A 22,848-nucleotide genomic window follows, 5' to 3' on the forward strand; every position below is an offset into this window, starting at 1 on the left:
AGCCTGCGTTTGTCAAGCCACGCTTCAGCTGCCGCACTTTGCAAGTGTGTCGACACTGGGCGCTATTGCCACGCAAGGTACGACTTCAATCCAGAACGCCACTAGCCTTGAGCGTCCATCGCCGCCCTATCTAAGCATGAAAAAGCTGAAGATATGGAGCAAACCTACTTAAATCGAAGCGGTCGCTTGATCGTGCTGACCATGGTGGCACTGCCTGTAGGACGTACTTTGCTGACGATTCGCATGACCGCGACACTATGATGATAGTTTTTGAAGTCTCTTGCGTCGCCACCACTTGAGAATGACGTGGACAGTTGAGCATCGCCTGATTGCGCCAGAAGCCCAGAAGGCAGTGCAGAATGCCAGCCTTTGCTTTGGCGAAATCCATTAACAATGGCTCCGAATGGTGGATTGCCGTGCGCGAGGTGCGCCTCCCCATAAGAGATTAAGTCACCAGTGACATCACACTGTAAGTGACCATCAGCGTCAGCAAAGCGGTCGAACTGGTTCTGCTTCATCGCAAGCAGATCACGGGCAACGGCATTGTGACAGGCATCGTAGAACTCTTGCGACTCGGGTCTGGGATTGCCAGCGACAGCATTCGGATAACTGAAGTCTGTTGCTGTGCCATCAACTCGTACGACCCAAAACCCTGAGCTTGACCATCCCTCTCCCTTGTTAAGCCTTCGTTCGAAGCGCTCTATACCCGGTCCGATTTTAGGTGGCCCATCACCAATCAACATATCATATCGCTCCAGCAACGCGGCAAGGTCGCTGTGGTCATTGAAGTCTGTTACAACATCTCCATTATTGTACCGAGCAAGCATCTCCCTAAAATGCTCAGTTGCCGCTTTCTTAGAAGTCCAATTGCGTCCGTTAGACAACTCAACTTGTTTCGCCAAAATCCCCCTCCGCAGCCTTAGCTAAAATCTTCTCCCTTACCTCCCTCGCTATGATCGCAGGCAGGCCGATGCTGTCAATTTCATCACGGCGCTCCAGAACCCAGTTTAAGCACGCGGCTTGGTCCAGATTGTCCAAAGCGATTTTCTCGTAAAGCGCAACTGCGCCCATTCGTGACATTCCAAGTTCCATTAGTGCACGCAATGTAATCGAGGAGACCCCAAACTCTAGAGCAGTACCAATATCGAGATCATCGTCAATAAGGTCAGTTTCCCCAATCTCTTGCAAGTAGAAGTTCAACACGTCAACATATGCAGAGAAAAACTTCGGCGCTCTAAACCTTGCTGTGTCTTCAATTAACTCGAGAGTATTCCTGATTAGAGTGGCTGCATCAAAACTCTGTCCGCGCCGCTGCTGATATTCCATTCGCTTGCGTATGATGGTTGGCAATGAAAACCCTTTTAACCACTCCAGAACAATAAGGGCGTGGAGTGGGACCAATCCAGCCGGAGTGAAAGTCGGCAATATAAATTCGTTGACCCTATTCATGATCAAACTGAACCGCTCGTATGCATCTTCGCTCTCGGGTGGCGCAGGAACAAGGTCCTCTGGCGATCCTTCGTAGCTTCGAAAATGCAGCAGTAAATTTTGCAGCCCTAGCAAGCTAACCCCCGGATTTCTTCCGGCCATTTCGCTCGGCAAATCGATCTGAGTGGAAGCAGAGGCGACCGCTGCTTCTAAGGCTTCAATACTTTCTGCCGAATGCCGTTTCGCCAACGGGGTGGAAGATAGCGATCCAGTACGAAGGTAAGCCGCCACCAAATAGGCACCCACTTGCTCAAACTGAGACAATGAGTCAGGGGTTAGCTGCTCTCCAGCCGCCCTGCGGTTCAAGTACTCCACTAGACCAGCAGTTTGAGCTACCACGGAGTCGGTTTCGCGGCGGATTGGGTATCGGGCGCGGTCAGGCACACCCGTCGGCCAAGCCTCAGTGTTCGAGGCATCAACGCAGATTATGTTGCCCTGAAACTCGTCTCCCCAGCGTCCCGCGCGCCCAGCCAAGTTCCAGAAGTCGTGAGCCTCCATAGGATGACCAGCACCCTTGCGTGGCCCCCTAACCACGATCGTGCGACACGACAAGTTCACGCCCTCGATCAAAGTCGAGGTGCAAACCAGAAACCTTATCTTGCCTGATCTAAATAGTCGCTCGATCTCAAGACGAATGAGGGAAGGCATGTTGCCGTAGTGAAAGGCAACACCACGCTCAACAAGTGGTGCCAGAATGTAGCTTTTGTGGATTCCCTTGCGTGCTAGGTCGGCAAGATCTGTGAGCTCTTGGTCAACGTTGTCTAATTTGGGTAACAACTGGCTTATGAGCAATGCGAGTTCTTCGGCTTCAGCTGCTCCGTTCGCGTAGACCAACGTTCCTCCTCGCTCACCCGCTGCTGCTGCGATGAAGGCTAGGCGCTTTCGCAGCCCCATGGGTTTGCTTCTAAGTGCCAATGTTCCCAGTGGCACAAATGTCGTTCCTTCTCTAAGATTTAGAGCCCATTCTTTCGGCTTTCTGGGGACCTGATGGGCCACAATGATATTCTGCAGCACGGTAGGAAAGTCACTGTCGACTGAAATCCTCCGTATCCCCTCGGGCGCATCGTCCAGCAGCATCTCGGGGTTCTGAGTGGCGGGACTGACAAACACAGCCCTGAGTTCAGGGTTGGACCGCTGCAGTCGCTCCAGCGCGTCCTGCAGTATCACGCCGCGCTGGTGATCACCAATCTTGTGGGCTTCGTCCACAACAACTAGGTCGATTTGTAAGTCATCTCGTAGCAAGTTCGCGAGCAAGTGCACTCGCTCTTGCGTGAAAACAAAAATGCACTTCTTTGAGCCGCTACGACTGGCCCTATACTTCTCGGCGGAAGGCAATGAAGTAACATCAACGTTGAGGTCGTCATCTGACACAAGGCTCTGTAGTGCCGCTTCAATCTCGGAGACCAAAGCGCGAGTTGGTGCTAGGTATACCGCCGTCCGGCTCTCTCCCGAAACCAAGGTATCTAGGAGCCACTTCAAGACTAAAAAGGTTTTTCCTGAAGCTGTTGGAGCGGATGCTGACAGCCAAGCATTTGGCTGGCTAGCCCCAGCCCAGAATTGACGCTGAAAGTCATTCACCTCTACTCGCTCCCCAGTTGATCCGAGCAGGACCGAATTGTTTAGCCGCCTCTCCTCACTTTCCATCCGGGCGGCCACCCCTATTCGAGACGAGAGCTCAGCGCGCACTCTCCCACGCTTTTCAGCCAACATAACAGCTCTTCGATTTGATAGCTTCTCAAGCACAAGAGCAGCAGCATCTCGGATGTGATCTTTCGTGTCCAACAGCAAGGCCGAGGTAGCAATCCGCAGCGCCGCTTCCCGATGTGCGCGCAACGGCGACTTTACGAGAATGCTCGATGCAAGGAGTAGCCGTCCCCAATCAAACGAGGGACTCTCAACAACCCGTGGCTCATGAAGGTTATCGATTTCGAGACGAGCAGTCCTCTGGGCAAGGGATCGCAGTTCGTCAGCTAGGGCAGTGGAATAAAGCCAGTCCTGCAACTCTTTCTCGGACATCAGTTGCCCATGACCTTGAGAAACTCTGATCGAAAGGCTTCTACTGATGGAAGAGGAACGCAAAAGAAGTGAACGTCAAAATTCTCGAGTTGCTCTTCTCGTAATCGTCGGTCGATCGGCTTCAGCCAGTCTGACAAACCAGTTTTGGCAGCAGATGCTACATCGGCTGCAGCGGCAGAAACTGCGTCGGAGGGGTAAAAGCTTGCGTCGAAACCCACCAGCGCAATACCGCAGTATTGCACCCGGTTAGAGAGTGGTAGGTTGGTATCGAAATACCTCCGGAAAGCGTTGGACAACTGTTCGTTGCCCAAATCAGCTCTGTCACTCAATAGAAGCAGGTCCCGCTCCCGAGACGAACCGGCGCTGTCTGCCTCCGTCAGAAAAGGGGCTAGTGACGCGAGACAGTCACGTATCGCAGTTGTGGCGTCCGCATAGACTTTGCTTTCTCCCCAGTAGAGCTTCAGCAGCCCGTCGTCAGATATGGACGCATAGACCCCGTCAGCACCATGATAATGCATACGAGTGTCAGTCTTGAGGTCCATTTTGCAAAGGACAAGCGGCAGATTGAGGAATCGCTCTGCTAGGAGAAAAAGCAGCATTTCGCCGCCTTCTCCTGTCTTGGCTAAATCGGTGAACAACTCACGTGCTTGTTGGTGAAGCTTCGCCGTAGCTGAACTAGATTTGAACTTGGCGTCACGCGCCCGAGCTTCGGCCAGTTTGGACTTAGGTATCGCATAATCGGCGGCTGCGTACCTCATGAACTCCGCCAATCGGCTAACCTTCACCCTTCCGTTGGCGTCTGTGGCTAGGCAGTGGCAATGAACAGTTACTCTGTGACCATCCACGGTAAGGTCGCGTTCAACTAGATGCAGATGAACTCCAAGCTCCTCTGGATCACCAGATAAGATGGATTGCATTTCACTATCGGTGATGTCCGGCATTGTTTCCCTCAGTAGGGTATTACTGAAGGTGACACTCACAATTGTCTAGACCTGCCATCGGGCGCAAAGCATTGCTCCACCGCAGGGAACCGGCGAAAGACCAAGGAGATGATAGCTGTGCAACGAATCGCTGCATAAGTGCTTGCTCATGCCCGTCCACTCGGAAGTACCACTACACAAGTGGAACTCCTTCGGCCAAAGCAGACCCCACAAAATGTGGGGCGCGATGAGGGAAGAACATTTAGCCTAAGAAAATAACGCGGGTGTTACAACCACTTAGCTCGGGCAAGTGGCGGAGAGGAAGGGATTCGAACCCTCGAGACAGTTCATCACCATCTGCGCCCTTAGCAGGGGCGTGCCTTCGACCACTCGGCCACCTCTCCGGCAGGGCTCGTCTAGCTTGAGGGAGCGGTGCTGGCAAGGGGTTTCTGGCGAACTGGCGTGTTCTTCCCACAACATCGGCGCCACCGCGTGCTCCGCCGCTTGAGATCGCCGCTGGTTTGACTTGGTGAAGCCGCCAATACGGGTTATTTCTTCGCCCCGCCATACAACCAATTTGTTGTTGGCGGCAGCAGTGGAGGGGGCATGATGCGCGGCAGCGTCTTACCGAGGTTAGCAACCGTCCTTGTTGGCACGGCCCTTCTTGGGGCGACAGCCAGCGCGGCCCAGGCTCAGGCCATGCTGGAAGGCACCTGGCGCACGGTGCTGGAATCGGAGATCACCATCACCCCATGCCCCGAGGGTTATTGCGGCGTATTGAGCAAGATCGTGGTGCCTGAGGGCAAGCTCAGCGCCGAAGAGACGCGCGCGGCCGCGGCGATTGGGCCGGAGGACTTCGTGGATGCGCGCAACAAGGAGCCAGAACTGCGCAACCGCCCGATGCTGGGGCTGCAGATCCTCACCTTGCGACCCAGCGACAAGCCTGCCGTTTTTGACGGCAGCATCTATAACCCCGAGGACGGCAACACCTATTCGGGCTATGTGCAGGTCACCGGGCCGGACGCGCTGCGCCTCAATGGCTGCGTGCTGTTCAACGTTATCTGCCGCGGCGAGGAGTGGGTCCGCGTTCCCTCCGAGGAGTTGGCCGGGGGGGCACCGCCTCCCGAGGCGGTGCCGTAAGCGAGCCTAGCGCGCCCGCTGGTTGAACAGCATGGCCTGGGCGGCCTTGTCATTGCTGAGATCGGCACTGGGCAGGTCCTTGCCCACTTCGAGGCCCCGCTTGACCGCGGGCCGGGCATTGCAGCGCTCGATCCAGGCTTTGACATTGGGGAACTCGTTGATGTCCATGCCCTGCCGCTCCCAGAGCTGCGCCCAGCCGATGCAGGCGATATCAGCGATGGAATACTCGCCGGCAATATAGTCCTGACCTTCGAGCTGCTTGTTGAGCACGCCATAAAGGCGGTGCGTCTCATCGATATAGCGCTTGGTGGCATAGGGGATGCGCTCGGGCGCATAAAGGGCGAAGTGGTGGTTCTGCCCCAGCATCGGGCCAAAGCCGCCGACCTGCCAGAACAGCCATTCATCCACCTTGACCTGCGCGCGCATGTCCTGGGGATAGAACTGCCCGAATTTGAGGCCGAGATATTTGAGGATCGCGCCCGATTCAAAGATCGAGATCGGCTCACCCCCTGGCCCTTCCGGATCGATGATGGCCGGGATCTTGTTGTTGGGCGAGATCGCCAGGAACTCGGGCTTAAACTGATCGCCCTTGCCGATATCGATGCGATGATAGGTATAGGGGACGCCCAGTTCTTCCAGCATGATGGCGGCCTTCTGGCCGTTGGGGGTCGGCAGCGAATAAAGCTCGATCGGCTTGGTCTGGGTGGTCATGGCGCGTTCCGCTGTATTTGGGGTACAGTAGTTTATCGGCATTTGCCGATGAATGGCAAGGCGAGGCAGCTGCGAGCCGCCTCCTTTCAGAGTGGCTGGATGCGCAGCTGGGGCTCGCCATTGCCGAGCCGCGCCGGCGACACACCCCGGATATCGATCGTCGCATTGACCCGCTGCCGGAACGCCGAGAACAGTTCGGAGCTCACCACATCCACCGGCTGGTCGAACTTCACCGTGATGTCGTAGTGGCTCATGTCGGCACGGATCCTGACGCCCAGCACCAGCCCGGTGAAGCTTTGCCCCAGATAGGTGCCGCGCACGCGCTGGCCCACCTGAAGAGGGCTGGCAATCCGCTCGGGCAGCATGGCGCAGGCCGTGTTCCAATCGCGAAAGCCATGGGTCCGGGCGACCGCTTCCAGGGCCGCGCCGTGGGTTAAGCTCTCGCCCGCGGCCTGCCGGCTGGTGCGCAACTCTCGTGCTTCGGCCTTGAGCGTCTGGATCGAAGGGGTATCAAGGGAATAAGTCATGGTGCTTCTCACATCCGTGAGGCTTAGTTCCATGGGGCTCGCCTTGCCATGAAGCGCCTCGCTGGGGAGAGACAACATGGGGGATATCAAAGGCTGTCTTCACCATCGGGCGGACCCGGCGAGCGGCAGGCGACAGCAACCATTGCCTGCATGCGCGCTTCCCCATGGAAAGTCAAGCGGAGCTAGGTTTTCGCGCCTTGGTGGCAACAATAGGTTTGGCCTTCGCGCGCCCAATTGGTTAGCTGAGGCAGTTCCTCTGCTTCACTTTGCGCCCAGAAAGCCCCTCGACATGACTGAAATGCTGCTGCTGATCGCCGGTTTGCTCGGCGGTGCAGTGAACTCGCTTGCGGGAGGAGGCTCGTTTATCGTGTTTCCGGCGCTGTTGTTTGCCGGCGTGCCGCCGGTGATCGCCAATGCTTCCAACACCTATGCCGCCCTGCCCGGCTATCTGAGCGGCGCCTTTGGCTATCGCCACGCCATGGCGCGCTATCGCAACAAGCTGGTGTTCTATACCGTCGTGGCACTGGTGTTCGGCTATGTCGGGGCCGAGCTGCTGCTGGTGGTGTCCGACGAGCAGTTTGCGCTGGTCGTGCCGTGGCTGATGCTGTTTGCGGTGCTGGTGTTTGCCTTTGGCAACCAGCTCAATGCGCTGGTGGCGGCGCGGGGCGGCAGCGGGCGCGGCATGCGGCTGGTCGGCAGCTTGCTGCTGACGGCGTTTCTTGGCGCCGTGTGCGTTTATGGCGGCTTTTTCAATGCCGGCCTCGGCATCCTGCTGCTGGCATTCCTCGCCGTGGCGGGGCTCGACGACATCCATGCCATGAATGGGCTCAAGCTCTGGATCTCGGCCGTTGTGGCGCTGGTTGCCGTGGTGCGTTTTGCCTTCAACGGCTCAATCGACTGGTATCACGGCTCCATTGCGCTGGTGGGCGTCACCATTGGCGGCTACCTGGCGGCCCGCAATGCCCATCGTGTTCCCAGGGCGGCCTTGCGCCTCGCGATCATCCTTTATGGGGTGGCGATGACCGCCTACTTCTTCTGGGGCGCTTATGCCTGATCTGCGCGACGTACCCAAACAGCGGCATCGTGGAAGGCGGCGCCGCCAAAGGGTGGCACGGGCCGTGCATCGGTCAGGGTATTGATGCCCCGGCCCTCGCGATGCGCCTTGTTGGGATGCAGCCCTTCGGCGATCACCACGCCAGTGGGCAGGCCCAGGCGCAGGCGGGCGGTCAGATGCACTTCGCCCCGACGATTGCCGACCAGAACCGCATCGCCCTCGCCAATGCCGAGCGGGGCGGCGTCAGCAGGATGGATAAACAGCGATGGCGGGCCTTCACGGCGCTGGCTGCCGGGCGTTTCGTTAAAGGTCGAGTTGAGAAAGGTGCGCGCCGGACTGGTGGCCAGCCGGAACGGATGCTCGCTGTCGGTGCGCTCGGTGATGTTCCAATGGTCGGCAAAGCGGGGCATTGCGGCGGGATCGCAGGTCCAGAGATAGCCCTTCTTGTCGGCTACGGCCTGCCAGTCCGGTGCAAAGCGGAAGCGCTTGTCGGGCCAGGCAAAACCCTGGGCATAGCGCGCTTCAGCATCGGGGCGTTCGCGATCCACAAAGCCGAGAGGCTCGATGGCATCGAGTTCGCCATAGCCTGAGCGGCGGAATGTTTCGGCCACGACCTCGCGGTCGGTGCTGGTGAACGAGGGGTCGTCGAGCCCGAGGCGCAGCGCCAGGGCATTGATCACCTGGTGGTTGGACCAGCATTCGCCCGGCCGCTCGACCAGCGCGGGTCCATAGAGCACGCGGGTATGCCCGCCGCGGGTGTAATAATCATTGTGCTCGAGAAACATGGTCGCGGGCAGAACGATATCGGCCAGTTCAGCCGTTTCGGTCATGAACTGCTCGTGCACGACGAGGAACAGGTCTTCGCGCGCGAGACCCGCCCGGGCTAGGGTCTGATTGGGCGCGACCGAGGCCGGATTGGTGTTCTGCACGATCATGGCCTTGACCGGCCCGCCGCCCTTGAGCGCGGTTGCGTCACCCGTGAGGATCGGCCCGATCTCGCTCATGTCGAGCCAGCGCGGATCGCCCTTTTGCAAATGGCTGCCGACCAGGCGCGATTTATCAAGCTGCCAAGTGCCCGAATTTGAATGGAACGCGCCACCGCCGCGATGCTGCCAGGCGCCGGTCATGGCCGGGATGCAAAGGGCGGCATGCATGGCGGTGGCGCCATTGCGCTGGCGGGTGAAACCATAGCCCAGGCGGAAATATGACCGCTTGGTCGTCCCCACGAGATGGGCGAAGCGCTCGATCTCGTCCACCGACAGCCCAGTGATCTCGGCGGCCCATTGCGGGGTCTTGGTGGAGAGATGCGCTTCAAATTCGGGGCTGCAATCGGTATACTGAGCCATATAGGCCCGGTCGGCGAGCCCATCGCGCAGCAGCACATGCATGACGCCGAGGGCGAGCGCGCCATCGGTGCCGGGCCGCAGCATCAGACCCAGGTCGGCCTTGTCCATGGTCGCCGTCTGGTAGATGTCGACAACGACAATGGTGGCGCCACGCTCCTTGCGGGCGCGCATGGCGTGGGTCATCACATTGACCTGGGTATGCACCGCATTGGTGCCCCAGATCACGACGCAATCACTTTCTGCCATCTGTTCGGGATTGACGCCGCCCAGCATGCCAGTGCCGGCGATATAGCCGGGCCAGGCCGTGCCGGTGCAGATCGTGTCATACTGGCGCGAATAGCCCTTGGCGGCGCGCAGGCGGTCGATGCCGTCGCGCTGCACATGGCCCATCGTGCCGGCATAATAATAGGGCCAGATGCTTTCGGCGCCCCATTCGGCCTCGATGGCGCTGAAGCGGGCGGCAGTTTCGTCGAGGGCCTCGTCCCAGCTGATCGGCGCCCATTGCCCCCCGCCCTTGGGCCCGACCCGCCGCAGCGGCTGGGTCAGGCGATCTGGGTGGTGGACCCGCTCGCTATAGCGGCTGACCTTTTCGCAGATGACGCCGGCGGTATAGGGGTCGTCCTGGGCGCCGCGCACGCGCCCGATCCGGCCAGGGCCCAGCAATTCCACGTCGAGCGCGCAGGCCGATGGGCAATCATGGGGGCAGACGGTGCGGGCAATGCGCGGCAGAAAGGGCTGGTTCATGGCTGGCTCGGCGTTCACGGCAAACTAGCCGAGCCGATGGGGCCTGACCAGCGCTGACATCGCCTACTTCGGCCGCTTAAAGGGTGGCGAAGGCCTTGGTTGCGGTTTCGCTATTGCGGCGGGCGCGATTGCTGGCATGGCGGGCCAATTGCGCGGCACCCGAGTGGAACTGCGAAAAGGTGATGCTCTGCCGATCGGCGGTGGCGATGGTGATGCCGCGCCAATCGGGCTGCACCGAGCGCACATCGGACCAGGCGATGGTGGTTTCCCGGCCGAAAGCCGAGCGATGCTCGAGGCGCGAATTGTTCCAGCGCAGCTTGGTGAAGAGCCCGCCAATGCCGATGCCAAAGGCCCCTGCGCCCAGCAATACCGAGGCCGAAAAGGCTGCGATCATCTGGGTGGGGTTAACGGCCTTGGTGCTGCCGATCACGATCACGGCCGACATCAGAACGACCGAAAGGGCAGCCGCGCCATAGCAGGCAAAATATTCCACCATGGCCGGGCGCAACTCGGACCAGCCATCGACCTCGATCGCTTCCTCGTCCTGCAACAGGCGCAGGGCCAGGAACGCAGCATAGCCGAAAGCCACGACGCCGGCGGCGCGGGCCAGCGGCAGGGCGGCAGTAGCTGGAATGTGCTTGAGCACCAGAAGGAAAATAATAACGACAAGCGGCACAGCCACTTCCTGCCAGCGCAAGGGCACGATTGCTCTCCAAAATCTGCGTCGCCAAACAGCGGCGGCGAACGAGTCTGAAACTAGCAAGTCACGCGCGCAAGACCATTAACAAAGTCGCGATTCTAAAAGGTTCCATCGCGACAAAGATATTTTTACCACAATGGAAATAGGCCGCTACGCGCGCCAAGCAGGCGAGAACAGTCCAGAATTGCGCGTCACGTCAGTAGCTTAAGACCGGCGATGCCCGCGATGATGAGCCCGATGCAGCCCAGCCGCGCGGCAGTGGCGGGGTCACCGAACAGCACCATGCCAAGGATCACCGTGCCAACCGTGCCGATTCCGGTCCAGATAGCATAACCTGTACCCACTGGCAGATCACGCAGCGCGAGGCCCAAGAGCAGAACACTCGCGACCATGGCCGCGACGGTGAGGGTGGTAGGGACAACGCGGGTGAAGCCTTCCGAGTACTTAAGGCCAACGGCCCAGCCGACTTCCAAAAGACCAGCGATAAACAGATAAAACCAGGCCAAGGATTACTCCTGCGCTTGGCGGGTCGTCCCGGCCAGAAAATGGGAAAGGCGCGAGGGTCGTCCCTCACGCCGTCTATTTAGTTCACACGCGCGCCGGTGGGAAGCCCCTGGTCGGTCGGTGTAGATGGCGCACCCACCGCTGCACTGCTTGCGTCGCCCTCGGCCTTGAGTTCTGCCTCCCCTTCTCGCCGCAGCGTACTGGCAAGCGGAAGCTCCTCAAGCAGGAAATTGAGCGCAAAAGCGAGCAAGGAAGCACCTGCGGCCGTAAAGAACACCGGATGGAGTGCACTGGCGAATCCCTCAAGCACCTGCTGGCGCACCTGGGGCGGCAGTGCTGCCACAGCCTGGGCATTGAAGGCTGAAGTGCCGCCGCCTTCCGGCAAGGCGTCACCCAACTCACGCGCAAGATTGCTCGCAAAGATGGCCCCGAACACAGAAACCCCGATTGAACCCCCGATCTGGCGGAACAGGGTGGCGCCGGCGGTCGCCACGCCCACCAGGTGCTGGGGCGAGGCGTTCTGGATTGCGGTCACGGCAACGCTGTTCACGGGACCGATGCCCACGCCAACGATGAGCATGAAAACGGCGATCTGCCAGTCGGGCGTGTCGAGGCTCATGCCGGCCAGCAGCAGCAGGCCCAAGGTCAGGAGGGCTGTCGAGACCGTGGGCAGGATCTTGTAGCGACCGGTGCGGCTCATGAAAAGGCCGGCGAGCGTCGAGGCGCTGATAAGGCCGATCATCATCGGTACCAGCTGCATGGCAGAGGCAGTGGGGCTGGTGCCGCGGGCCGTCTGGAGGAACAGCGGCAGGAAAGTGATGGAGCCGAACATCGCCATGCCGACAAGGAACGACACGCTGTTGGAGACCAGAAATGTGTTGTTGCGGAAAAGACTGAGCGGCAGCACCGGTTCGGCGGCGCGCTTTTCATTGAAAACGAAAGCGACGAGCAGCACCAGCGCTGCGACAACAAGGCCAATGATCTGGGCCGAGAACCAAGGGAAGGTCGTGCCGCCCAGGCTGGTGGCCAGTACAAAAGAGGACAGCCCGGCACTCAGGAGAACAAAGCCAGCAAAATCAATCTTGTGGGACACACGGTCCGGGCGCGGCTTGAGAGCCACGGCGATCACGCCAAGGGCGAGCAGCCCCAGCGGCAGGTTGATAAGGAAGATCCAGCGCCAGCTTAGATGCTCGACGATGAAGCCGCCCAGAAGCGGCCCGATCACGGTGGATACGCCGAAAACCGCGCCGAAAATGCCCTGAATCTTGCCGCGCTGCCGGGGCGGGATGACGTCGGCGACCACCGCCATGGCCACAACCATGAGGCCGCCGCCGCCCAATCCCTGGATGGCGCGGGCGATGATGAGGAAGGTCATGGAGGAGGCCATGGCCGAGAGCGCGGCGCCGCCAAGGAAGATAAGTATCGCTATCTGCAGGACTATTTTACGGCCGAAGAGATCGCCGAGCTTGCCATAGATGGGGGCGACGACGGTGGAGGAGAGGAGATAGGCGATTACCACCCAAGTGAGGTGATCAAGCCCGCCAAGCTCGCCCACAATGGTGGGAAGAGCTGTGGAAACAATGGTTTGGCCCAAAGAAGCCAGCAGGAGCGTAACGGCCACTGCGCCGATAATCACGCGAACCGACTGTGGTTCCGGCTCGCCGGGGGCTGAAGAAGTGGGAAACATGAACGCATCCTGAACGGATTCTGAACGGCCAGAGCACCGCCCTTGCGAGGGGGCGCCGGCGACGTTATATCTGCTTCTAGCATATGCATGTCAACAGCACGCAATTGCGACACATGCAGTTATGAGGCGTAAGTTGGCCCCCGAGACTCCCAATGATCAGGTCGATCTTTTGTTGCAGAAAGCAGGGCTCTCGCACGAAACTGTCACTGCGGCGCTGAGCATCGATGCGGTGCTGCAGAACTGGCGGCGGCGGGTGGCCAAGCGCGAACTGGGACACCGGGCGCTGGCCGATCTCAAGATCGGGCTCGACCTTGCGCAACTCGATGTGCTGGTCGCCATCGATGCGCCGGTCAACGAGTTCGGAGCCGCCACGGCGGGCGAAACTATGGTGTCGACCGTCGCCGAACGGTTGGGGATCGACCCCTCACGCGCTAGCAGGATCGTGGGGGACATGGTGGACAAGGGCTATGCAAGGCGGGCGGTAAGCCAGGCCGATGGGCGGCGCTCGATCATCGAGCTGACCGATGCGGGCCGTGCCGTGCTCGACGCGGTGCGCGCCTATAAATTCCTGATCTTGGGGGATTTCCTCAGCGGCTGGTCGAGCGAGGAGCTCGAAACCTTCCTCCCCCTGCTGCAGCGCTTTGGGCGCTGGTCCGAGCACACGGAATCGGGGGCGGAAAAGTTCCGCGGGCAGATTGAGGCGCTGGCGGCAGGCCTGCCCCGGGCGTAGGCCGCCCGGGCGCAATCAGTTCAGTTCAAAAGGGTCAAACCTGCGGCTTGCGCTTGGGCTTGTGGTCCTTGCTCTTGGGCGGCTTTGGCTTTTCGGACCGGCTGGCGGCGGGAGCATCGCTCTTGCCGGCCCATTTTGGCTTGCCCTTGTCCTTGGCTGGAGGGGCCTTGGGACGCGGGGCGCGGGGCTTGTCGGCCGCAGGAGCAGCCGGAGCACCCGCCGGGTCCCAGGCGCCGGTCGGGGCAGCAGCGAAATCGTCGGGCTGCAACTCGGAGGAGCCATAACGAGTCTGGCGATCAGCGCGGCCGGGGCGTGGCGCATCGGGGTCAAAGCGCTCGATTGGACCGGCGGGACGGCGCTGCGACGGCGGGGGACCCGCGCGGCGTTCGCCCGGACCATCAACCGGGGCAATGGTGACGCCGCGTTCGCCCGAGCCATTCTTTTCGATGCTGCGGGCAAAGGCGTCGGCCTTTTGCGCAGCGACCTCAAAGATGGATTCAGTGTCAAAGATGCGGATCGAGCCAATGGCGGTCTTGGTGACATTGCCGGCCTTGCACAGCATGGGCAGCAGCCAGCGCGGCTCAGCCTTGTGCTTGCGCCCGACCGTGACCTTGAACCAGGTGCCGCCCTCGAACTTTTCGCGCGTGCGTGGATCCTTGTCACCGGGCTTGTCGAATACGGGGATGTCGCTGACATCTTCGGGTGCGGGCCGCGCCGCAAGCTGCTGGCGCAGATAGGCGGCGGCAATGGCTTCAGGCGCATGGCGCTCCAGAAGCTGGGCGACGAAGGCGGTTTCTTCCTCGGCGATGGGCTTGCTCAGCATCTCGTTGGAAAGGATGCTTTCGCGGTAGCGCGCCTCGATCTCCTCGGCCGATGGCGGGGCCATCATGGACACGTCGAGCTTGGCGGTCTTGAGGATGCGCTGGGCGACATTGCGCCGATGCGTCGGGGAAATGATGACGCAGGTGCCCTTGCGCCCGGCCCGACCAGTACGGCCCGAACGGTGCAGGAGCGTATCGGGATTGGTGGGCAGATCGGCGTGGATCACCAGATCCAGATTGGGCAGGTCGATGCCGCGGGCCGCAACGTCGGTGGCGACGCAAATATGGGCGCGCCCGTCGCGCATGGCCTGGAGCGCATTGGTCCGCTCGGCCTGCGAGAGTTCGCCCGAAAGGGTCACGACATCAAAGCCGCGATTATGCAGCCGCGCCGAGAGATGCTTGACCCCTTCGCGGGTGGAGGCGAAGACGATGGTGTTGACCGCCTCGAAGTAGAGCAGCGTGTTGATGATGGCGTTTTCGCGCTCGGCGGCGGGCACCAGCATCAGCTTGTAGTCGATATCGGCATGCTGCTCGGTGGCCGAGGTGGCCGAAATGCGCAGCGCGTCGCGCTGGAAGGTTTTGGCCAGCTGCGCGATGGGCTTGGGAACGGTCGCCGAGAACAGCAGGGTCCGGCGCTCTTCGGGCGCGGCATCGAGGATGAACTCGAGATCTTCGCGGAAACCCAGATCCAGCATCTCGTCGGCTTCATCGAGCACGACGGCGCGCAGCGCCGACATGTCGAGAGCGCCACGCGTGATGTGGTCGCGCAGACGCCCCGGCGTGCCGACAACGATATGGGCGCCCCGCTCCAGCGCCCGGCGCTCGGTGCGGGCATCCATGCCGCCAACGCAAGACGCGGTCTTGGCGCCGGTTTCGGCATAAAGCCATTCGAGCTCGCGCTGCACCTGCAGGGCCAATTCGCGGGTCGGGGCAATCAGCAGGGCCAGCGGCGCGCCAACGGAGGTAAAATGGTCTTCATCGCCCAGGAGGGTTGGCGCAATGGCCATGCCAAAGGCGACGGTCTTGCCCGAACCGGTCTGGGCGGAAACGAGGAGGTCGCGCCCCGCGGTTTCCTCTTCGACCATCGCCGACTGGACGGGGGTCAGCGTGTCATAGCCCTTGGCCACGAGGGCGCGGGCGAGCGGGGCAAGGATAGTTTCAGGCAAGGACATTTCTGGCTTTCTGGACGCCGCCAATCATTGGCGTCATGGCCCGCGCGGCAGTGAGCCGTTGGTCGCGGATAGGGTAAAGGAGGCTCCTGCATTGGCAGGAACAAACGCCGTGGTGGTTGGAGGCACAGCACACAGCAAAGCAAAAGGCCGCCCCGAGGGCGGCCCGAAGGCTGTTTAAGCGCATTAAGCACAAAACCGGCGCCCTGTCACCCCGGCCAGCAGCCGGGACGACATTGCGCACAAGGCTTTTGGCTTAGCCGACGATCTCGTCTTCGGTGAAGAAGAACTTGATTTCTTCGGCAGCGGTTTCGGGAGCGTCCGAACCGTGTACCGAGTTTTCGCCGATCGAGAGGGCAAATTCCTTGCGGATCGTGCCGGGAGCGGCATTTTCCGGATTGGTCGCGCCCATCACTTCACGGTTCTTGAGGATGGCGCCTTCGCCTTCCAGAACCTGAACCACGACGGGCGACGCGATCATCTGCTCGACCAGTTCGCCAAAGAAGGGGCGTTCCTTGTGCACGGCGTAAAAGCCTTCGGCCTGTTCGCGCGTCATGTGGATCTTCTTGAGGGCGATCGGACGCAGGCCCGCTTCCTCGAACTTGGCAATGATCTTGCCGATCAGGTTGCGGCGGACGGCATCGGGCTTGATGATGGAAAAGGTGCGTTCGAGCGCCATAGCGGGCTGATCCCTTGATTGTTGTTGTTGGAAGGTGGCGCGCTTTTAGCTGCACTCTGTGTCCGACACAAGACGGCCGCGCTCAAAGGAACGCGGCCGCTGGGGATTGGCAAAAAGGATCAATCGTCGACCGTGGTGGTTCCGGTGGCAAGTGTTGCCCCATCAGGGCCGATCAGGGTGATGTTGACCGTGTTGACGGTGCCATCGACGGGCACGGTCTGGTCCACTTCCTGCTCGGTCTGCATGGCGGTGCAATTATCCCCTGTCCGAGTGACCGGGAAAGTGATGTCGAGCACGCCATCGATGGCATCGTTGAGTTCGGCCATGCCCACCTGATCGCAGGAGCTGCCCATATACTCGAATTCGATCTCCATCTGCGTCTGGTCAATGCGGTCAGCATCCAGATCATCGATGGACGCAGCGTCCTGGGCGAAAGCCGCTCCAGTGGTCGCCAGAACGAGGCCGGCGGCAAGGTTCAGGGCAAAGTGCTTCATGCTGAGTTCCTTTCGAGTGAAGAGCTTGTCAGGACACCAACGCATGGGCCGCGCAGGTGGATGCGCGACAATGGGGCACGGCCATGCAGGGCTGGCGGTTGCCATAACGGACACTTAACTCTATCCAACATTCCAAAGACAGTTTTGCCGCGGCGTTTGACCCGCCCGCCTTGTTCCGCAGCGCTTTGTGCTGCCTTCTCGATTCAGAAATTGCTTGCGCCATGCTCACCATCAACAATCTCACCTACCGCATCCAGGGCCGCGAGCTGTTCGAGGACGCATCGGTGGTGCTGCCGACCGGCTCCAAGACCGGCTTTGTGGGCAAGAACGGCACGGGCAAGACCACGCTGTTTCACCTGATCCAGGGGCATATCCACCTCGATGCCGGCTCGATCGAGCTCAACAAGAAGGCGCGGATCGGCGCCGTTGCGCAGGAAGCCCCGGCGGGCGACGAGAGCGTGCTCGAAGTGGTGCTGGCGGCCGATACCGAGCGCACCGCGCTGATGGCGGAAGCGGAAACCGCTGATGATCCCGACCGCATCGGCGAGATTTATATTCGCCTGGCCGATATCGATGCCCACACCGCCGAAGCACGCGCCTCATCCATTCTCAAGGGCTTGGGCTTCGAGCAGGACCGGCAGAACGCGCCGACCCGCGAGCTGTCGGGCGGCTGGCGCATGCGCGTGGCGCTGGCGGGCGTGCTGTTCAGCCAGCCCGACCTGCTGCTGCTCGACGAGCCCACCAACTATCTCGATCTCGAGGGTACGCTGTGGCTCGAGAAATATCTCGCCACCTATCCCTATACCGTCTTCATGATCAGCCACGATCGCGATCTGCTCAACAAGTCGGTGAGCTCGATCATCCATCTCGAGCACAAGAAGCTGACCTTCTACAAAGGCAATTACGACACCTTTGAGAATACGCGCCGCATGCAGATGGAGCTCAACAACAAGAGCCGCGACAAGACGCTCGACCAGATCGCGCATATGCAAAAGTTCGTCGATCGCTTCAAGGCCAAGGCCACCAAGGCCAAGCAGGCCCAGGCGCGCGTCAAGATGATCGAAAAGCTGCGGCCGCCCGCCGCGATGTTCGACGAATATGCGGCGCCCTTCACTTTCCAGCAGCCCAAGATCGAGCCCCCTACCCCCATGATCACGCTGGATGGCGTTTCGGCGGGCTATGGCAACAAGACGATTTTGCGCAACATCAATATGCGCATCGATCCCGAGGACCGGATCGCGCTGGTCGGCGTCAACGGCAATGGTAAATCCACCTTCGCCAAGCTGCTGGCCGGCGACATTCCGGTGATGGGCGGCTCGTTCAACAAGGGCAAGAAGCTCGAGATCGCCCACTTCGCCCAGCACCAGATGGACAAGCTCAAGCCCGAATGGACCCCGTTCGAGCATGTGATCGAGCTGATGCCCACCGATAGCGAGGCCAAGCGCCGCTCGCGGCTGAGCCAGATGGGCCTGACCAAATCGCGCATGGATACCCCAGCCAAGAACCTCTCGGGTGGCGAGCGCGCGCGTTTGCTGATGGGCCTCATCACCTTTGGCGGCCCGGGCATGATGATCCTTGACGAGCCCACCAACCATCTCGACATCGACAGCCGCGACGCGCTGGTGCATGCGCTCAACGAATATGAAGGGGCCGTGCTGATCATTTCGCACGACCGGCACCTGGTGGAAGCCACCTGCGACACGCTCTGGATCGCCGAAGGCGGCACGATCAAGCAGCTCGACGAGGATCTCGACAGCTACCAGCGCTCCATCACCGGCGCCAAGGAAAGCCGGGGCGGCACCAAGGAAGACCGCAAGGCCGCCAAGGCGCAGGCCGCGGCCCGGCGCGCCGAGATCGCGCCGATCAAGGCCTCGATCAAGGACGTGGAAGCCAAGATCAGCCGGCTCAAGAGCGAGATCGGCAAGATCGACGCCCAACTCGAGGACCCCAAGGTTTATAACGGCCCCGCCGACAAGGTGGTGACACTGGGCAAGGACAAGGCGCGCTTGAACGCCCAACTCGAGGAGGCCGAGGAAAACTGGCTGACCCTGAGCGCCGATTTGGAAAGCATGGAGGGGGCATGATCGGCCGCACTGCCGCGGAGGTGATTGCCCTGTTGGGGCTGGAGCGGCACCCCGAGGGTGGCTGGTATGTGCAAAGCTTTGCCGACAAGGCGGCGCCCGGCGGCCGCGCGCATTCCACGGCGATCTATTTCCTGCTCGAGGGCGGGCAGCGCTCGCACTGGCACCGGGTCGATGCCGCCGAAGTCTGGCACTGGTATGCCGGCGCGCCCCTGACGCTCGAGATTGCCGACGACACCGGCGCCTGGGCGCTGACGCTGGGGGGCGGCCTCTTTGCCGGCGAGCGCCCGCAGGCGGTGGTGCCGCCCGGGGCCTGGCAGGCGGCGAGCAGCAGCGGGGAGTGGACGCTGGTGGGCTGCACGGTGGCGCCGGGCTTTGAGTTCGCCCGGTTTGAGCTCGCGGCGCCCGGCTGGAGCCCTACGGAGCGTTAAGCCTGCCGCCCGGCCGGCGTTGACACAACGCCCTCCCCGGCTATTGCTGAGGTGGGATCACTCACCGGAAAGACGGATATGCGCTTCTTGGGCCCGGGCCTTGCCGCCGCCGTCTTGTTGCTGCTGGCCTTGGCGACCGGGAGTGCGCAGGCGCAGCCCCTGAGCGAGGCCGAGCGGCGGACGCGGGTGATCGAGTTTGCCGCCAACAACAGCCTGTTCGTGCTGTACCATGAAATGGCGCATTTGCTGGTGCATCAGCTCGGCCTGCCGGTGCTGGGGCGCGAAGAGGATGCCGCCGACAACATGGCCACCTGGACGCTGCTCAACCAGGGCACACCCCATGCCGAAGCCGCGCTGGCCGATGCTGCGCGCGGCTGGCTGCTCTCGGGGCTGGTGTATGGCGCCGAGCTTGATGACACCGATTACTACGACAATCACAGCCTGGATCGGCAGCGCGCGTTCGGGATCGTGTGTCTGATGGTGGGCAGCGACGCGCGCGCCTTTGCCCCCATCGCCAATGCCTATGCTATCGACGAGGGGCGGCAAGGCACCTGTCCGGATGACTACCGGCTGGTGAACCGCAGTTTGGCCAAGCTCCTGGCGGGGCGGGACCGCAAGAAAAGCAAGACCCGGGTCGAGGTGTCCTACCAGAGCGTGAGCGGACGGCTCAAAAGGGCGGCGGATGCCTTCAAGGCCAGCGGCGTGTTCGAGCAGGTGGCGGATGAATTGCGCGGGCATTACAGCCTGCACAAACCGGTGCAGCTCAATGCCAAGCGTTGTGGCGAAGCCAACGCCTTTTATGATCCACAAACGCGCGAGATCATCTTTTGCTACGAGATGATGCAGGACTATATGCAGCTTTACACCAGCCAAAAGCCCGGCAAGGCCGTCCCTGCGCTCTAGTCAGCTAAAGCCGACATAGCGGCCGGCGCGATGATTGGTGGCAATGATGAGATTGAGCACCAGCGCGCCCAGCAGCGAATACAGCACCCGGTCAAGCGGCAGGATGAAGAACGCGGCGAGCAGGATCACCGCGTCGATCCCCAGTTGCACATAGCCGGCGCGAATGCCGAAATTTTCCTGCAGATAGAGCGCGAGGATATTGATGCCGCCCACGCTCGCCTTGTGCCGGAACAGCGACAAAATCCCCAGCCCCATCATGCCGCCACCCATGAGCGCGGCGTATAGCGGCTCGATGCGCCCGATATCGAGCCAGGTGGGGATGGCGGAAGAGAAGAACGACACCAGCAAAACGCAGCAAAAGGTCTTGAGCGCAAAGGGCCAGCCCATGCGCAGCACCGCCAGCACGTAGAATGGCAGGTTGATGACGAAGAACAGCAGGCCAAAGCTCAAGCCAGTGCCGTATTGCAAAAGGAGGGCAAGACCCGCCGTGCTGCCGGTGATGAGGGTGGCTTCGGCGTAGAATACGATGCCCAGCCCCACCAGCATGGTGCCGATGAGCATGGCGAAGATGTCTTCGGCAAGGCTGTGGCGGCTGGGAGCGGCGAGGTCGGGGGTCAAGCGCGTTTGCTCCAGCGTCCGTCCTGGTTTTGCTGCCAGTAGGTCACGGTATTGCCCGGCGTCAGCGCCCGCCAGGCGAGGCGCGCTTCGGCCACGGCATCGGGATCGTGCCCGGAAAACAGATAAACCAGCCGCTGATAGCCCTCGGCCGATTGGGGCACGGCGCGATCAACGAAAAAGCGCACTTCCGCCCCGTTGGGGTTTTCGTTCGTCGTGGTCAACAGCACGGGCTGGAGCGGATCGGTGTCCTCTCCATCCAAGCCGTGGGGCAGGAAACTGTCGTCGCGATAGGTCCACAGATGCGCCTCGAGCGCTTCGGCGCGCTCGGGGCTGCCGATTTCCACCACCGCCCGCCAGCCGCGTTCGAGGGTTTTTTCCAGCAATTGGGGCAGCACCGCTTCCAGCGGGCGCTGCTCCAGATGGTAAAACAGAACTTCGGCCATGCCAGCTCCGATGCGCGGCTCAGTTCTCGTAGAAGTCGCGGACCAGCCGGTCCAGCAGCGCCACGCCAAAGCCCGGCGCCCAGGAGGCGTTGATCTCGCTGTTGCCGGCGCCAAAGGCCATGCCGGCGATATCGAGATGGGCCCAGGGGACATCATTGACGAAATGCTGCAGGAAATGGGCCGCCGTGATCGAGCCGGCCGGACGACCGCCGGTGTTCTTGATATCGGCGAAGCGCGATTCAATGAGCTTTTCATAAGCCGGCGACAGCGGCAGGCGCCACAGCTTCTCATTGGCGGCAAGGCCGGCATTGAGCAGCTGGATCGAGAGCTCGTCATTGTTGGAAAAGAGGCCGGCATGATCATGGCCCAGCGCGACGATGATCGCGCCGGTGAGGGTCGCCAGATTGATCATGAAGCGCGGCTTGAAGCGCTGCTGGGTGTACCAGAGCGCATCGGCCAGCACGAGCCGGCCTTCGGCATCGGTGTTGACCACTTCGATCGTCGTACCCGACATCGCCTTGACGATATCGCCCGGGCGCACCGCGGTCGCCGATGGCATGTTTTCGACGAGGCCAATCACGCCCACGGCGTTGACGGGCGCCTTGCGCTTGGCCAGCGCCAGCATCAGCCCGGTAACGGCCGCGGCGCCGCCCATATCGCCCTTCATGTCTTCCATGCTGGCCGCGGGCTTGATGGAAATGCCGCCGCTGTCGAACACCACGCCCTTGCCCACAAAGGCGAGGGGCGCGGCATCCACATCGCCGCCGCGCCACTGCATGATGGCAAGGCGCGCCGGACGGGCCGAGCCTTGCGCCACGCATAGCAGCGATTCCATGCCCAGCCGCTTCATGTCCTCGGGCAGGAGGATCTCGACATTGATGCCATGCTCGGCAAGCTCGGACACCCGGTCGGCAAATTCCACCGGGCCCAGCACATTGGCGGGCTCGTTGACCAGTTCACGCGCCAGGAGCGTGCCGTCAACCACCGCGCCACGATCGGCAATGGCGATGTCTGCCGCCGCAGGATCGGCAACATGGAGGGTGACGGCAAGATCGGCCGGTGCATCCTCGCGTACGGCCTTGTATTTATCGAACTTGTATTGGCGCAGCCGTAGCCCGGCCGCGAGTTCGGCGATGGCGGCGGGGGTTGCGCCGGCCTCATCGACGACGACGGCAACCGTGGGCACGCGGCTGGCCAGAATCTTGGCCATCAGCGAGCCGCCGCGGTCGGTCCAGGCATTGAGCGGGGTTTCGCTGCCCCCGTTGCCGGCGCCCAGTACAAGGAGGCGCCCCGCAGCGGTCACCACATCGAGCCCCTGCCCCTGCTTGCCCGTAAAGGCGGCAGCCTTGCTCGCCTGGCTCCAGTCCAGCCCCGTCTGCGCCCACAAACCAGCGGCAGCGCCGGCGGGGGCTTGCCCTTCATGGGCGTAAACGATGACGAGAGGCGCAGCAGCGCCAGCCAGCGCTGCGGTGTGGAGATCAAACTGTTGGGGCATGGAATGGCCTTGTTGGCGAAATAGGCTCGCAGTGTGCGCAAAGGTTGAGGGGGACTTTCACGGGGTTTGCGGCCCGCGTCAATCCCGCAACAGCGGCGCGGCAAAGGGCCCCTGCGGCCGGCCCCCCGCTTGAACCGGGCAGGGAAA

The 22,848-nt window shown here is 61.4% G+C and carries 21 protein-coding genes and 1 tRNA gene; 6 read left to right on the plus strand and 16 right to left on the minus strand.

Going from position 1 to position 22,848, the window contains the following annotated elements; all coding sequences use genetic code 11:
* Positions 1-164 precede the first annotated feature (164 nt).
* From ELX51_RS15135 to ELX51_RS15150, 4 genes are all read right to left on the minus strand, one after another.
* Complete coding sequence (locus ELX51_RS15135; RefSeq protein WP_127754304.1) at positions 165-902, minus strand: DCL family protein; 738 nt, start codon at positions 900-902, stop codon at positions 165-167.
* Positions 886-3,504 carry a DEAD/DEAH box helicase gene (locus tag ELX51_RS15140; RefSeq protein WP_127754305.1) on the minus strand — a complete coding sequence of 873 codons (2,619 nt, stop codon included), beginning with the start codon at positions 3,502-3,504 and terminating at the stop codon, positions 886-888. Before ELX51_RS15140 ends, ELX51_RS15135 begins: the two co-directional genes overlap by 17 nt.
* Positions 3,504-4,445 (minus strand): DUF1837 domain-containing protein, encoded by a 942-nt coding sequence (locus ELX51_RS15145; RefSeq protein WP_127754306.1) that lies wholly within the window; start codon positions 4,443-4,445, stop codon positions 3,504-3,506. Before ELX51_RS15145 ends, ELX51_RS15140 begins: the two co-directional genes overlap by 1 nt.
* A gap of 290 nt (positions 4,446-4,735) precedes the next feature.
* Positions 4,736-4,828: transfer RNA gene (locus ELX51_RS15150), tRNA-Ser, on the minus strand.
* Positions 4,829-5,030: 202 nt separating this feature from the next.
* Between ELX51_RS15150 and ELX51_RS15155 the strand changes: the two genes are divergently transcribed.
* Complete coding sequence (locus ELX51_RS15155) at positions 5,031-5,564, plus strand: DUF2147 domain-containing protein (RefSeq protein ID WP_127754307.1); 534 nt, start codon at positions 5,031-5,033, stop codon at positions 5,562-5,564.
* Between the two features lie 6 nt (positions 5,565-5,570).
* On the opposite strand, the gene ELX51_RS15160 is transcribed toward ELX51_RS15155, so the two are convergent.
* A complete protein-coding gene (locus tag ELX51_RS15160) occupies positions 5,571-6,275 on the minus strand; it encodes a glutathione S-transferase N-terminal domain-containing protein (protein ID WP_127754308.1) in 705 nt (234 codons plus the stop codon).
* 86 nt (positions 6,276-6,361) lie between these two features.
* Entirely contained in the window at positions 6,362-6,802 is a 441-nt protein-coding gene (locus ELX51_RS15165; RefSeq protein WP_127754309.1) for a glyoxalase superfamily protein, read from the minus strand.
* A gap of 289 nt (positions 6,803-7,091) precedes the next feature.
* Between ELX51_RS15165 and ELX51_RS15170 the strand changes: the two genes are divergently transcribed.
* A complete protein-coding gene (locus ELX51_RS15170; protein ID WP_127754310.1) occupies positions 7,092-7,856 on the plus strand; it encodes a sulfite exporter TauE/SafE family protein in 765 nt (254 codons plus the stop codon).
* Here ELX51_RS15170 and ELX51_RS15175 read toward each other — a convergent pair.
* The 4 genes from ELX51_RS15175 to ELX51_RS15190 all read right to left on the minus strand — a co-directional run bounded on the left by ELX51_RS15175 (position 7,847) and on the right by ELX51_RS15190 (position 12,837).
* Positions 7,847-9,946: a molybdopterin oxidoreductase family protein gene (locus tag ELX51_RS15175; RefSeq protein WP_127754311.1), complete on the minus strand. Its 2,100-nt coding sequence runs from the start codon at positions 9,944-9,946 to the stop codon at positions 7,847-7,849. The genes ELX51_RS15170 and ELX51_RS15175 overlap by 10 nt on opposite strands.
* Positions 9,947-10,022: 76 nt before the next feature.
* On the minus strand, positions 10,023-10,649 hold the full coding sequence (locus tag ELX51_RS15180) for a hypothetical protein (RefSeq protein WP_127754312.1): 627 nt from the start codon (positions 10,647-10,649) through the stop codon (positions 10,023-10,025).
* A gap of 188 nt (positions 10,650-10,837) precedes the next feature.
* Positions 10,838-11,152 carry a quaternary ammonium compound efflux SMR transporter SugE gene (sugE, locus tag ELX51_RS15185; protein ID WP_127754313.1) on the minus strand — a complete coding sequence of 105 codons (315 nt, stop codon included), beginning with the start codon at positions 11,150-11,152 and terminating at the stop codon, positions 10,838-10,840.
* A 77-nt stretch (positions 11,153-11,229) separates the two neighbouring features.
* The gene (locus ELX51_RS15190) at positions 11,230-12,837 is read right to left on the minus strand and encodes an MDR family MFS transporter (RefSeq protein WP_127754314.1); all 1,608 of its coding nucleotides are present in this window, start codon (positions 12,835-12,837) and stop codon (positions 11,230-11,232) included.
* 133 nt (positions 12,838-12,970) lie between these two features.
* Between ELX51_RS15190 and ELX51_RS15195 the strand changes: the two genes are divergently transcribed.
* Entirely contained in the window at positions 12,971-13,567 is a 597-nt protein-coding gene (locus ELX51_RS15195; RefSeq protein ID WP_206524640.1) for a MarR family transcriptional regulator, read from the plus strand.
* A 34-nt stretch (positions 13,568-13,601) separates the two neighbouring features.
* Here ELX51_RS15195 and ELX51_RS15200 read toward each other — a convergent pair whose 3' ends face one another.
* From ELX51_RS15200 to ELX51_RS15210, 3 genes are all read right to left on the minus strand, one after another.
* Positions 13,602-15,560: a DEAD/DEAH box helicase gene (locus ELX51_RS15200; protein WP_127754316.1), complete on the minus strand. Its 1,959-nt coding sequence runs from the start codon at positions 15,558-15,560 to the stop codon at positions 13,602-13,604.
* Positions 15,561-15,813: 253 nt separating this feature from the next.
* On the minus strand, positions 15,814-16,236 hold the full coding sequence (gene ndk, locus ELX51_RS15205) for a nucleoside-diphosphate kinase (RefSeq protein ID WP_127754317.1): 423 nt from the start codon (positions 16,234-16,236) through the stop codon (positions 15,814-15,816).
* A gap of 119 nt (positions 16,237-16,355) precedes the next feature.
* Complete coding sequence (locus ELX51_RS15210) at positions 16,356-16,730, minus strand: hypothetical protein (RefSeq protein WP_127754318.1); 375 nt, start codon at positions 16,728-16,730, stop codon at positions 16,356-16,358.
* Positions 16,731-16,951: 221 nt separating this feature from the next.
* Between ELX51_RS15210 and ELX51_RS15215 the strand changes: the two genes are divergently transcribed.
* The 3 genes from ELX51_RS15215 to ELX51_RS15225 all read left to right on the plus strand — a co-directional run bounded on the left by ELX51_RS15215 (position 16,952) and on the right by ELX51_RS15225 (position 20,145).
* On the plus strand, positions 16,952-18,814 hold the full coding sequence (locus ELX51_RS15215) for an ABC-F family ATP-binding cassette domain-containing protein (RefSeq protein ID WP_127754319.1): 1,863 nt from the start codon (positions 16,952-16,954) through the stop codon (positions 18,812-18,814).
* Positions 18,811-19,242: a cupin domain-containing protein gene (locus ELX51_RS15220; RefSeq protein ID WP_127754320.1), complete on the plus strand. Its 432-nt coding sequence runs from the start codon at positions 18,811-18,813 to the stop codon at positions 19,240-19,242. Before ELX51_RS15215 ends, ELX51_RS15220 begins: the two co-directional genes overlap by 4 nt.
* Positions 19,243-19,320: 78 nt before the next feature.
* Positions 19,321-20,145: a DUF4344 domain-containing metallopeptidase gene (locus tag ELX51_RS15225; RefSeq protein ID WP_127754321.1), complete on the plus strand. Its 825-nt coding sequence runs from the start codon at positions 19,321-19,323 to the stop codon at positions 20,143-20,145.
* Here the strand turns inward: ELX51_RS15225 and ELX51_RS15230 are convergent, their stop codons facing one another.
* From ELX51_RS15230 to ELX51_RS15240, 3 genes are read right to left on the minus strand one after another with little or no spacing between them, the layout of a single operon-like run.
* Positions 20,146-20,706: a YitT family protein gene (locus ELX51_RS15230; RefSeq protein ID WP_127755319.1), complete on the minus strand. Its 561-nt coding sequence runs from the start codon at positions 20,704-20,706 to the stop codon at positions 20,146-20,148.
* Positions 20,707-20,759: 53 nt separating this feature from the next.
* On the minus strand, positions 20,760-21,206 hold the full coding sequence (locus ELX51_RS15235; RefSeq protein WP_127754322.1) for a DNA polymerase III subunit chi: 447 nt from the start codon (positions 21,204-21,206) through the stop codon (positions 20,760-20,762).
* A 19-nt stretch (positions 21,207-21,225) separates the two neighbouring features.
* The gene (locus tag ELX51_RS15240) at positions 21,226-22,701 is read right to left on the minus strand and encodes a leucyl aminopeptidase (protein WP_127754323.1); all 1,476 of its coding nucleotides are present in this window, start codon (positions 22,699-22,701) and stop codon (positions 21,226-21,228) included.
* Positions 22,702-22,848: the final 147 nt, after the last annotated feature.

Origin of the sequence: Devosia sp. 1566, from assembly GCF_004005995.1 — a bacterium.
Taxonomy (GTDB): Bacteria; Pseudomonadota; Alphaproteobacteria; order Rhizobiales; family Devosiaceae; genus Devosia.